Genomic DNA, 12409 nt, shown 5'->3' on the forward strand with positions numbered 1-12409 from the left:
TCAATCTGGTGGGAGTTCATTGAGGTCGCAGTTGTGCGGGCAGATCGGCGGGACGCGCGCCATTGGCAAGATCAAGGGCGGCCATCCAGACGTCGCGGGCGCGCAGGAGTGGCGTCGCGCGAACCGCGAGCGTCTCACCGTCGAATACGATCTCTTCGCCGTCCCAATGCTCCGGCTGGAGATCGCGGAACTCGACGTTCAGGTGAACGTCGCTGTGATAATTCAAATGACGGATTGCACGTACCGGTAGCGTCGCGGCGAGCGCTGCGTCAGGCCGCCATGCGGCCTCTTCCTCGGTCAACCCTTCCCGTATACCTTTTACCGCCAGAGCTAGCGACCGCGCCCGGTAGCTGACATTGGCGACGAGGTGTGCCCGGCTCATGCCTTCGCGCCTTGAGGGCACAGCAAAGTCTCTGTCATCGAGCTCATTAACCTTTCGGGCGAAGAAGGCGGCTCCTCGCCGGGCGAGCAGGAGTTCATCCACCGGGGCATTGTGAGCATCGTAGCGCGCGCCTTGGCCCTGCCTTGCCCTTAGGCCCTCACGCGCCGCCTGATAGATATCGGACGATGGCATCAATCTTGTCCTTTCATCCTCGTGCGCGAGAAGTGCAGCCGCTCCATGATCGGCGCATCGGAAAAGGCGAAGAGATCGAACTGCGTCTCGGCCTGTAAGGAGAATGGGATCCAGGACGGAACCACAAACATGTCCCCCTTCTCGAGCTGGTACGTCTTGCCGCCCAAGACCACCGCCCCCTTTCCGGAGAACACTTGAAAGACACTCGATCCGACATCCTGACGCGAGGGCGTTTCGGTGCCGTCCCTCAGACGGTGAAACTCGCAACGGATCGTTGGCATGACATCGCCGCCCGTCGTCGGATTAACGTATCGGATCGCCGCATGTCCCTGCCCGACCGTAGCCGGCTGGCCCTCATCTTCAAGAAGCAGCTGCTCAGTCAGCGCCCGGTCGGTGTATTCCCACCGATAGGCGCCAATCGGCGAGGAGACCGCGTCCTGAAGCTGCGACAGCGGCCTCAGACCCGGATTGCACCAGAGCCGCTCGCCACGCGAGAAGTTGGGCGTGGCGTAATCCGTGACGCGATCCGAGCCAAATTCAAAGAAGCCCACATCCATTTGCTGACTAAAGGGAATGTCGAGCCCGTCGATCCAGGCCATGGGCGCGTCGCGATCGTTGTGATGACCGTGGAAGTTCCAGCCTGGGGTCAGCAGGAGATCGCCACGCGACATGCGCACCGGATCGCCGTTGACAACGGTCCACACCCCCTCACCCTCGACCACAAAGCGGAAGGCGTTCTGCGAGTGGCGGTGCTCGGGCGCGGTCTCGCGGGGGCCGAGATACTGGATGGCGGCCCAAAGCGTCGGAGAAATATAGGCATTTGGCGCAAGGCCCGGATTGGCGAGACCGATCGCTCGACGCTCGCCACCTCGCCCTACCGGTACGAGTTCGCCGGATTTCTCGGCAAGCGGCAGAAGATCGGCCCACTTCCAGACGAAGGGGACCGCTTTCGATTTCGGATGGACCGGCATCAGATCGCCAAGCTGTGTCCAGAGCGGGATCAGATGGTTGTCGGCAAAGCCCTTGTAGAGCGCGCGCAGTTCCGGCGTATCCTCGGGCTGCATGGCGTGGTTGACGCTTTCGTGGGTCACGGCCTCGTTCATGACAATCCTCCGTTTCGTTGTCTCATTGCCGCCCGGGCGGGCTCAGGCAGTATCGGGTTGATTGGGGGGCGCGGCGTCGCGGAAAGCCGGCAGGGCGTCGAGCCGGGCAAAAATGCCAGCGATCACGGGCCAAGTGGCAATGTCGACCTCGAACCGCTTGTTGTTCCAGACCTGCGCATAGAGGCAGAGATCGGCGAGGCCCGGGGTGTCGCCATGGCAGAATTGGCCGGTCTCGGCATCTCGGGCGAGCATGGTTTCCAGCGCGTCGAAAGTGGTCCTCACCCAATGGGCGAACCAGGCTTGCAGGGCAGCCTCGTCCGCGCCGAGATGCTCGGCAAGATAGCTGAGGACCCTGAGGTTGTTGAGCGGGTGAATTTCGAGCGCGATCATCTGGGCGAGCGCCCTGACTCGAGCGCGTCCATCTGCGTCCTTCGGCAGCAGGGCGGGCTCGGGGTGGGTCTCCTCCAGCCATTCGATGATGGCGAGCGACTGGGTGAGAACCTTCCCGTCCTCCCGTTCTAGGGACGGCACGAGCCCCTGTGGATTGATCTTCAGATAATCCGGCGTCCGCGTCTCACCCTTGCGCAGGACGTAAGCGATCTGATCATATTCCAGGCCCTTGAGGTTCAACGCGGCCCTGAGCCGCGTTGACGTCGAGGACCGGAAGAAATTGTGCAGCGTCAGCGTCAGCGTCAGCGCCATCGTCACGCCTCGCGGGGTCCGATGGTGGAGGTGATCTCGCCCAGACCTGCGATCGAGACGACGCAAGTGTCGCCCGGTTTCAGCGGCCCGACGCCCGCCGGCGTGCCGGTCATAATCAGGTCGCCGGGGCGCAGTTCGACCGACTGCGAGAGGATAGAGACGATCTCGTCGACGCCCCAGATCAGCTCGGCAAGATCAGCATCCTGTTTCACCTCGCCATTGACGGTGAGGCGGATCGAGCCTTCCTGCGGGTGACCCGTGTCCGCTACTGGATGGACAGGGCCGATGACGGCTGAGCGGTCGAAGCTCTTGCCCATGTCCCAAGGCCGGCCCTTGTCGCGGGCGGCGAGCTGGAGGTCGCGGCGCGTCAGGTCGTTTCCAACCGCGTAGCCCCAGATATGGGACAGCGCGTCGGCGTCGGGGATGTTCTTCCCCGCTGTGCCGACGACGGCGACGAGTTCGGCCTCGTAGTGAAAATTCTCAGTCTCGGGCGGATAGGCGATCGTCTCGCCGTCCATCACCACGGCGTCCGCGGGCTTAGTGAAGAAGAAGGGCAGCTCACGGTCCGGATCCTTGCCCATCTCGCGCGCATGAGCGGCATAGTTTCGCCCGACGCAGAAGATGCGGCGCACCGGCAGGCGATCCTCACTGTTTGCGACAGCGGTGGTCGGGACGGGAGCCGGCGAGAAAACATAAGCCATTCAATCTTCCTTCATTGCAGAGGTACGCATTCCAGCGGGCGAAGCGGCGGCGGTCAGCTCCGCACCGTCTCGGTCCGCTTGTCGTTTGAGGTTTCGCGCCCGAGACCCCAGGCTACGGCCAGACCGAGCAGACCTACGCCATTGATCCAGAGCGTCAGCTCGCCGCCGATGCCCGGCGGCAGGAGCAGGGCGGCACCAGCGATACCGATGAGGATGCGCCTGACGATGCCCGCCGACCCGTGCAGCCAGCCAATGAAGGCGGCCGAGATCGCATAGACGCCGAGGACGGCAGTGACCACCGCGATCAGGCTGTCGAGCGGGCTGCCGATGAGAAGAAGCCCCGGCGAGAAGACGAAGAGGAAGGGCACGATATAGGCCGTCCAGCCGAAGCGCATGGACTCGAAGGCCGTGTCCATGGGCGAAGCCTTGGCGATCGAGGCGGCGAAGAAGGCCCCGATTGCGATCGGCGGCGTCACCATGGACATCATGCCGAGATAGAAGATGAAGAGATGGGCGGCGATCGGCTCCACCCCTGTCTCGACCAGCGAGGGCGCGACGAGGACGGCGAGCAGCAGATAGACACCGACCGTCGGCATGCCCATTCCGAGGACGAGGCAGACGGCGGCCGCGATGAGGAGAAGCAGGAAGAGATTGCTCTGCCCGAGATCGACCAGCGCGAAGGTGACTGCGAAGCCGAGACCGGTGACGTTGAGAACGCCGATGATGAAGCCGGCAGCGGCCGAGATCATGATGATGTCGGTGATCGAGGCACCGGTCTCGACGAAGCAGCCCCAGAGATGGCGGAGTGCCATGCGGGTCTCGCCGTAGCCGACCGTAAGCCCGATCGCGAGCGCCGCGCCGGCACCCCAGAGCGCCGCCGCTTCCGGCCGTTGGTTGAACCAGAAGAGCGCGATCACAATTGCTGCGAACGGCAGTATGAACACCCAGCCCCGCGACATCACCTGGCCGATTGGCGGCATGTCCTCGCAATCAACCGGCTTGATATCCTGCTTGGCGGCGAGAAGATCGGCCTGTGCGAAGAGCGAGACGTAATAAAGAAGCGCTGGCACGATCGCCGCCACGACGATCTCGGCGTAGGGCTTCTGCAGGATATCGGCCATTAGGAAGGCGACGGCACCCATGACAGGCGGCGCAATCTGCCCGCCGGTGGAGGCTACGGCCTCGACGGCGGCGGCGGTGGTGCGGCGGAAGCCGGAATTGATCATCAGGCGGATCGTCACGACGCCGGTCGCGACGATATTGGAGACGACGACGCCGGAGATCGAGCCGAAGAGGCCGGACGCGACAATCGAGATTTTCGCCGCCCCGCCCCGCCGGCGGCCCATCGTGGCCGAGGCGATGTCGTTGAAGAAGTCGGCTCCGCCGGAATGGAGGAGAAGTTGGCCAAAGAAGACGAAGGCGATGACGACGGTCGCCGCGACGTTGAGCGTCAGGCCGAGAAGCCCGTTTGGATCGAAGGCGAGATAGACCGCCATGCGGGCAGGTGCGACCTCGCGCGTCTGCAGTATGCCCGGCACCAGATGGCCGATCAGGCCGTATCCGGCGATCACTAGGACGACGATGACGAGCACCCAGCCGACACAGCGGCGCAGCGCTTCGAGCACGAGAAGAAAGAGCAGGATGCCGGCGATCAGCGCATCCCAGGGCAGCATCAACGCCCGGCCGACCAGCGAGGGATAGAACCAGGCGACGTAAAGGGAAAGCCCGAACCCGATCGCGGCGAGCAGGATGTCGAGGGCGCCGGGGCCCCGGCGCGCAGAGGTCCCGCCCTGCATGTCGTTCTGGCCAAGGAAGACGAGGGCGAGGCTGAGGCCCAAGACGACGGCGAGGAACTGTTCAGTGTAATAAGAATAGCCGAGGCGCGAGCCGGTATCGGCCGCCTGCGCGAGCGACAGAAGCGTGAGGAGGCCGGCAAGCGCGGCCTTCACCGCGCCGGCCCAGCGCGGTCCGGCCTCCGCGACCAATGGCCCGCCGGTCTCGTCTGATAGCTCGGATCGTTCGTCGATCGCCATTCGTTTGCCTTGAGCGAAGGATTGGCGAGAGACCCGCATGGCCTCCCGCCTTGAGGTCAGGGACGGCCGATCAGTCGGCCGCGCCCTGCGCGACGCCGCGTCCCTCGAAGAATGCGACGGCCGCCGGGTGGTATTCGACGCCCGGATAAGCCTTGTAGGCGGTCTCCAGATTGAGCGCGCGCAGCGGAGGATAGGCTTCGCCAATCGCCGCCGCCTCGTCGAATAGGACGGTCAGAAGCGTCTTCACCTGTTCATCGGAGACGTGGGTTCCGGCGACGAGGATGTTGTCCCAAGTCACGAAGGCCATCGACTCCTTGACGCCGACGCGAGGCGGCGCTGGCGTCACTTCGGAAAAGTAGAATGCCGGGCGCACCTTCTGGATCTCGGCGAGGTTCTCGTCGCTCGGATCGACCGTCAGGAAGCGGACGCCACCAACCGAGGCGTCGACCTCGGCTACCTTCGGCCCGCCGACGGCGAAGAAGGCGCTGTCGACGCGGCCCGAGGCCATGTCGTCTGAACCGCGAATAAGCTCCGGGACGGGCACCTGATCGACGTCATCCCAGGTGAGACCGCCAGCGGCGAGGATTGCTGTGATGTGCGGGCGGGCGATCGGGAAGGCGTCCCAGCCGGACGGAACGCTCTTGCCCTGAAGGTCCGCGACCGCCGTCATTCCGGAGTTTTCCTTGACGTAGAGCCCGATCGGAAACGGGTTGATTCGCGCGACGACGCGCAGGTTCGTAAGTGCGGCCTCGTATTCGCCGCTGCCTTCCACCGCCGTGATCACGTCGTTGACGTCGTTCAGCGAGAACTCGGCCAGCCCCTCGTTGACCGACTGCATCATCTGGGCATTGCCGCCATAGGGCTGGACGACCATGCGAATGCCGCCGCTCTCGCGCGCCTTCCCGGCGATCACGGTCGCCATCGTGTTCCAGACCGAGCCCTGCGGCGGCGTCGAAATCGACGACACCTGCGCATGGGCCGTGCCCGCAAGGCCGATCGCAAATCCCACGGCGATCACCGTTTTCATGAATTTCATCTGTTTCCTCCCATTGGCGTCGACGTTCTCCGTCGGCTCGATTGCAGCCCTCAGCGGGACCATGAACGACGGCCACTCCCCCCGTGTTCGTTCGTGCCGCCCTTCAGCCGCCCTTCACCAGCGCCTGACGGTCGATCTTGCCGGTGCCGGTCTTCGGCAGTTCGTCGACGAATTCGAAGAGGCGCGGAGACTTGTAAGGGGTGAGCTTCGTCTTGACGTAGTCGCGCAGCTTCGCGGTCAGCACCTCGTCGGCTTCGACACCGGCCTTCAGTGCGACGATCGCCCTCAGCGCCATGCGCCGGTCTTCCAGCTGATGGGCGAGGACTGCGCATTCATGGACCTCCGAGTGATCGTTGAGGCAGCGCTCGACTTCGAGCGGCCACACCCATTGGCCCGACACCTTGATGAGGTCATCGGCGCGGCCCTGAAAGTAGTAGAAGCCGTCCCGCTCCAGAAAGCGGTCGCCGGTATAGAGCCAGTCGCCGCGCATGGTGTCAGCGGTCTTGTCCGGCCGGTTCCAGTAGAGCGGCGCATTGGAATGGCCACGCACCAGCATGACGCCTTCCTCGCCGGGTTTCGCCGGCTCTCCCTCGGGCGTTTCCAGCCGCACCTCGTAACCCGGAACGCGGGCGCCGGCAGCGCCGATCCGGTGATCGTCGAGCCGGTTCGAGAGATAGACGTGGAGCACCTCGGTCGAGCCGAGGCCCTCCGTCGGCCCGTGTCCGACGAGCTTTTGCCAAGAGTTGTAGACGTCCTCCGACAGGATCTCGGCAGCCGACATCGACTGACGAACCGAGGAAAGATCGCGAGCCGCGACGCCCTCGGCGCGACAGAGCGCGGTGAAAAGCGTCGGCAGGCCGAAGAAGACGGTCGGCCTGAAGGTCTCGATCGAATCGAGCACCGTATCCGCCTTCGGCTGGCCAGGCACGAGCAGCGCCGTCGCTCCGACGGAAAACGGGAACACGATCGAATTGCCGAAGCCATAGGCGAAATACTGCTTCGGTACCGAATAGCAGATGTCCTCGGGCTTCAGCTTCAGGACATGTGCCCCAAAGCTTTCCTGGATATAGGCCATGTCGTGATGGAGATGGACGATGCCCTTCGGACGGCCGGTCGTGCCCGAAGAATACATCCAGAAGGCCATGTCGTCCGGCCCGGTATCGGCGCAGGGAAGATCGCCGGGACGGCCCGCAATGAAATCCGCCGCCGGAATGCGGTCGGGGCCCAGGGCCTCGCCATTGGCGACGATCGTCTTCTCGAGCGCGGTTCCCTTCACCGTCTCGCCGTCGAAGATCTTCGAAAAGCTTGCATCGACCAGCGCGAGCCGCGCGCCGGAATCGGCGAGGAAGAAGTTCAACGTATCCGGCGGCGTTAAGATGTTGAGGAGAACCGGCACGAAGCCGGCACGGACGGCCCCGAAGAAGGCGGCCGGAAAGACCGGCGTGTCGTCGAGGAAAAAGGCGATGCGCTCGCCCCGCTTCAGCCCAAAGTCTTGAAACGCATGGCCCCAGCGCGAGGCCTCGTCCACGAGCTCGGCATAGGTGAAGGTGCGGCCGGGCCCTATGATGGCGGACTTTTCCCGATTCAGCGTCAGGTTCTGCCAGAGAATCTCCGAACAGTTACGATGCGCCGCGCGATCGAAGCCGATCTCTGCGATGGCCGGAGCATCGTCGCCGACCGGATCGCTGATCGCATTCACTTCCGTGTGCCCGCTGTCCGAAGGCCGCATATGCGCCAGACCCGACATGTCTTCTCCTTCTCCCGTATGCCTCGGCGCCTATGGGTCACCGGCGCATCTCCCTATCTGTCGGAAATCACCGCGCTTCCGCTGTTCCGGAACGCGGCGCCTTCAGTTCGCAAGGGCTCGTTGCTTTTCGTATTCGGCGGCAAATCCGGGCGCTATCTTGCGCAGGCGTTCTTCGCTCATGCGGCCGGAGCGCATCAGGTAGTCGTAGGCGAAGTCGAGCGGCGACTTGCCCATCTTTTCGCCAAAGCTCTCGTACCAGGTCGCCGAGGTGTTGGCGGCGGCGACGATCTTGCGGGCGATCGGCTGACGCTGTTCCTGATAGGTCTTCAGCGCCTCGTCGACATCGTCGTGGGCCGCAAGCGACTTCACGAGCGCGATGGCGTCTTCCATCGCAAGCCGCGTTCCCGAGCCGATCGAGAAATGCGCCGTGTGGACCGAGTCGCCGAGAAGCACCTTGCGGCCCGAAACCCAATTCGGGCACCATAGGCGCGGGAACTGGCGCCACATCGATTTGTTCGTGACCAGCGCCGTGCCCCTCAAAACATCTTCGAAGAGCTCGCTGCAGAGCTTCGCGCTCTCCCCCTCGCCCATCTCGCCGAAGCCGAAGGCCCTGTAGGTCGCGTCCTCACATTCCACGATGAAGGTGCTGCGATCAGGCGAGAAGCGATAATGATGGGCGTTGAGCGGGCCTTTGTCGGTCTCGATGAAGGTCTGGGTCAGCGTATCGAAGGGGATGGTCGCGCCGAACCAGGCGAAGTGATTGTCGAAATAGTCGACGCTCGGCGCGAAGTCCCGCTCGAAGGACCGACGCACCAGCGAATTCAGCCCGTCCGCGCCGATCACGAGATCGGCCTTCAAATCGTCCAGGGATTCGACGACCGTGTCGAAGCGGATGTCCACGCCGAGGGAGCGGGCGCGCTCCTTCAACAATTCGATCAGCTCGAGGCGGCCGATCGCCGTGAAGCCGACGCCATCGAGCGTGACCTGCCCGTCCGGCAGGTTCAGCGTCATGTCCTGCCAGCGCTCCATGTGCGGGGCGATCAGTTCATGCGTCTCCGGGTCGTCGGCCTTCAGGAAGCCGAGCGCCTGATCGGAAAACACAACGCCAAAGCCGAAGGTCGCCCCTTCCGGGTTCTGTTCGGTCACGCGGATGCTGACATTCGGCATGAGCTTGCGAAAAAGAATGGCGGTGTAAAGTCCGCCCGGGCCACCGCCCAAAATCTCGACGCTCGACAGGTTGGACATCGTTTCTCCCAAGTGTCCCTGACAAACGGAAAGCTAGACACGTTTATCATGATATGCAATCCATCCCGCATTATCAAAATCTTCCCTCCCTCAGAAAGCGGCAAGGAACCGAGCGGAATGGCGGTATCGAGCCTTTGTTCTCACAACCGTTTCCGCAATCTTCCGATCGCCTTAAAGGCCCTGCCGAAAGGGGGTGCACATCATGGCTGAAGAACACGCGAGTGGTCTGAAGTCGCTTCAGGCGGCCTTGAGCGTCCTGACCTTCATTGCACGACAGAACGGGCCGATGACCCTGTCTGAGATCGCCCGCAATTGCGGAATGCCAGTCAGCAAGGTGCATCGCTATCTCGCCTCCTTTATGCAGGCGGGTCTCGCCCGCCAGGAAGGACGCTCGGGACGCTACGATCTCGGTCCGGCCGCGATGCAGCTTGGGCTCGCGGCGCTCGCCCGCAACGATTTCGTCAACCGCACGGCTGACGGCCTGCCGGATCTCGCCCTCGAAACCTCGATGACGGCACTCCTCTCGGTCTGGGCGAACGAGGGCGCGACGGTCGTGCGCTGGGAGCGCAGCGTCTCGCCCGTCGTCACCTCGATGGGCCTCGGGACGACATTGCCGCTCCTTACTTCCGCAACGGGTCGCGTCTTTCTCGCCTGGGCGCCGCGAGCGCCGATCCAGGCGACGCTCGACAGCGAGCTGCGGCGCGCGGCCCGCAATCCCGCGCTTTTCCCGGATGTCGCGCCGACGAGAGCCGGCATCGCCCAGCTGACCGGCGACATCCGCGAACGGGGATACGCGACCGTCGACGGCCAGTTCATTCCCGGCCTCGTCGCGGCGGGGGCGCCAATCCTCGACTGGCAGGGCGAGGTGCAGGCCGCTGTCACCCTCGTCGGCGTCGATCCGGCGAGCGTCCTGCCCGACGCGCTGCCGGTTCAGACGCTGCTCGCCTTCTGCCGCAGCCGCTCCGTAATGCGGGAAATCGCCTGATCGCCCGCCTCGGCCGAATCCAAACAGGGACATGAGAATGAGCCAAGCACGCCAGAGCGCCGCATCGACCGAAGCCGCCACCGAAAGCGTGCTCGAAGACACCCGCAGGGCCAATCTCGCGCGTCTCTTCAAGCCGCAGTCGATTGCCGTGGTGGGCGCTTCGGCCGATTCCGCGAAAGCCGGGTCGCAGGCGCTGAAGACTCTGTCGCGCTTCCCCGGCAAACTTGTCTGCGTCCATCCGCGCGAGACGGAAATCCAGGGCTTTACCTGCTATCCGAGCTTTGCCGACCTACCGGAGCCGGTCGACCTCGCCGTGCTCGCCATTCCCGCCCAGCACTGCGTCAAGGCGGCGGCCGAAGCGGCCGAGCGCGGCGTAGGCGGCGTCTTCATCGTCTCGGGCGGCTTCGGCGAGACCGGCGCCGAGGGCGCGAAGCTTCAGGACGCGCTCGGCGAGATCTGCGCGCGGACCGGGCTGCGGCTGCTCGGCCCCAACACGTCGGGTTTCGTCAATCCCGCCGCCGGCTGCATCGCGAGCTTCGTGCCGGGCGTCGACACGATAGGGACCGGCCATGTCTCCGTGGTTGCCCAATCGGGCGGCGTCAATCTCAGCCTCGGCTATCTGCTCGATCGTCTCGGCGAAGGCGTCTCGATCGCGGCCGGTCTCGGCAATGCGGTCGATGTTGGCACGCGCGACATGCTCGACCTCCTCGCGGAGGACGAGAACACCCGCGCCATCGCGCTGCATCTGGAAGGCGTCACAGATGGCCGCGCCCTCTTTGAAACGCTGAAGCGGGTCACGCCGAGGAAGCCGGTCGCCGCCGTGGTGGCGGGCCGCGCCGATATCGGTGAATTTGCGGTCTCCCACACCGGCAATCTCATGGGTTCGCGCGAGCGCACCGTCGCGGCCCTGACGCAGGCCGGCGCCGTCGTCGTCGACACACTCGACGAACTCGCTCAGGCGGCCGCCGTATTCTCGCGCCGTCGCTTGCAGCCCAAGGCTTCGAACGCGATGGCGCTGATTACCGGCCAGGCGGGGCCGGGCCTTCTTATCACCGACGCACTGAAGGCGTCCGGCATCGCGCTGCCGGAACTCGGCCCCACGACAATGGAGAAGATCGAGGCCCTGTTGCCGCCGATGACCTTCATCAAGAATCCAGTCGACACCGGGCGTCCGGGGCCGGGATTTCCCGAAATCGTGCGGGCCGTCGCCGAGGACGAGGCTATCGACGCCGTCCTCGTCTTCGGGATCAGCGAACCCTCGGTGCTCGATCCGGCCACAGCCCTTCGTCCGGCCGAACAGGCGACCGGCAAGCCGATAGTCTTTGGCACGCTCGGCCCCGCGAAAGACCTCGAAAAGGCCCACGACGATCTCGCTGTCCTCGGGACGCCGATGGCGATCGGGCCCGACCGGCTGGCCCTTGCCGGCGTCGCGCTCGACGCCGATGCGCGCCACCAATGGCGGCTGTCGCATGCGGCCCGGACCACCCTCTCGCCCGTTCGCGAACAGCTGACGGGCCCGTTCGACGAAAGTGCCGCCAAGCAACTGATGCGAAGCTACGGTATCGCGGCACCGAGAAGCGTCCTTTGTAAAACCCGCGAGGCCGCGCTCGCCGCCTTCGGTGATCTGCAGAAGCCATTGGTCGTCAAGATCGCCGCCGAGGACGTTCCCCACAAGACCGAGGTTGGCGGCGTCATTCTCAATGTTCGCGACGAGCCAAGTTTCTCGGCTGCGCTCGACCGGATCGCCGCGATCCCGACTAAGACGCCAAACCGTGTTCTAATCGAGGAAATGGCGCCCGAAGGCGTCGAGCTGATCGTCGGCGCGGTCCGCGATCCATCATGGGGCCCCTGCGTCGTCATCGGCCTCGGCGGCGTGCAGGCCGAAGCCGTCTCCGATTCTGTCGTCGGCCTCGCGCCCTTGAGCGAGACGGATGCCGCCGTGATGCTCGAGGCCTTGCGCGGCAAGAAGCTTCTCGACGGCTTCCGCGGCTTGCCGAAATGCGACCGCACGGCCATCGCCTCCGTCGCGATCGCCGTAGGCCAGCTCCTCCTCGACCACCCCGAGATCACGGAAGTCGAGATCAACCCGTTGCGGGTGAACGAGACAAGCGCCGTCGCCCTCGACGCCCTCGTGGTGTTCGGCGAGAAATCTTAGCCCAATCAGCATGAGATTTCGGCGCGAACTCGGTAGTCCCCTTCATCCTGAGGTGCCACCAAAGACGGTCTCGACGGGCGATGGTCGCTCGGACGGGTGAATTCATCCAACCAACGTAAGCGTAGTCC

10 protein-coding genes are annotated in these 12409 nt (G+C 64.5%); 2 read left to right on the top strand and 8 right to left on the bottom strand.

Features of this window, described 5'->3' with window-relative positions; translation table 11 throughout:
• Nucleotides 1-16 precede the first annotated feature (16 nt).
• From ACEQX1_RS15445 to ACEQX1_RS15480, 8 genes are all read right to left on the bottom strand, one after another.
• On the bottom strand, nucleotides 17-574 hold the full coding sequence (locus ACEQX1_RS15445; protein WP_188076557.1) for a maleylpyruvate isomerase N-terminal domain-containing protein: 558 nt from the start codon (nucleotides 572-574) through the stop codon (nucleotides 17-19).
• Complete coding sequence (locus tag ACEQX1_RS15450; protein WP_188076556.1) at nucleotides 574-1677, bottom strand: cupin domain-containing protein; 1104 nt, start codon at nucleotides 1675-1677, stop codon at nucleotides 574-576. Before ACEQX1_RS15450 ends, ACEQX1_RS15445 begins: the two co-directional genes overlap by 1 nt.
• Before the next feature lie 42 nt (nucleotides 1678-1719).
• Nucleotides 1720-2379 (bottom strand): maleylacetoacetate isomerase, encoded by a 660-nt coding sequence (maiA, locus tag ACEQX1_RS15455; RefSeq protein ID WP_370197011.1) that lies wholly within the window; start codon nucleotides 2377-2379, stop codon nucleotides 1720-1722.
• Nucleotides 2380-2381: 2 nt separating this feature from the next.
• Nucleotides 2382-3080, bottom strand: a complete 699-nt coding sequence (locus tag ACEQX1_RS15460) for a fumarylacetoacetate hydrolase family protein (RefSeq protein WP_188076554.1) — start codon at nucleotides 3078-3080, stop codon at nucleotides 2382-2384.
• Nucleotides 3081-3133: 53 nt separating this feature from the next.
• The gene (locus ACEQX1_RS15465; RefSeq protein ID WP_188076553.1) at nucleotides 3134-5113 is read right to left on the bottom strand and encodes a TRAP transporter fused permease subunit; all 1980 of its coding nucleotides are present in this window, start codon (nucleotides 5111-5113) and stop codon (nucleotides 3134-3136) included.
• 70 nt (nucleotides 5114-5183) lie between these two features.
• A complete protein-coding gene (locus ACEQX1_RS15470) occupies nucleotides 5184-6149 on the bottom strand; it encodes a TAXI family TRAP transporter solute-binding subunit (RefSeq protein WP_210310204.1) in 966 nt (321 codons plus the stop codon).
• 103 nt (nucleotides 6150-6252) lie between these two features.
• A complete protein-coding gene (locus ACEQX1_RS15475) occupies nucleotides 6253-7878 on the bottom strand; it encodes a benzoate-CoA ligase family protein (protein WP_370197030.1) in 1626 nt (541 codons plus the stop codon).
• Between the two features lie 120 nt (nucleotides 7879-7998).
• Nucleotides 7999-9141: an FAD-dependent monooxygenase gene (locus tag ACEQX1_RS15480; protein WP_370197012.1), complete on the bottom strand. Its 1143-nt coding sequence runs from the start codon at nucleotides 9139-9141 to the stop codon at nucleotides 7999-8001.
• Between the two features lie 202 nt (nucleotides 9142-9343).
• On the opposite strand from ACEQX1_RS15480, the gene ACEQX1_RS15485 reads away from it, so the two are divergent.
• Nucleotides 9344-10126 (top strand): IclR family transcriptional regulator, encoded by a 783-nt coding sequence (locus ACEQX1_RS15485; RefSeq protein WP_188076551.1) that lies wholly within the window; start codon nucleotides 9344-9346, stop codon nucleotides 10124-10126.
• Nucleotides 10127-10163: 37 nt separating this feature from the next.
• Complete coding sequence (locus ACEQX1_RS15490; RefSeq protein WP_370197013.1) at nucleotides 10164-12281, top strand: acetate--CoA ligase family protein; 2118 nt, start codon at nucleotides 10164-10166, stop codon at nucleotides 12279-12281.
• Nucleotides 12282-12409 lie beyond the last annotated feature (128 nt).

It is taken from the genome of Aurantimonas sp., from assembly GCF_964217435.1.
Lineage (GTDB): Bacteria > Pseudomonadota > Alphaproteobacteria > Rhizobiales > Rhizobiaceae > Aurantimonas > Aurantimonas coralicida.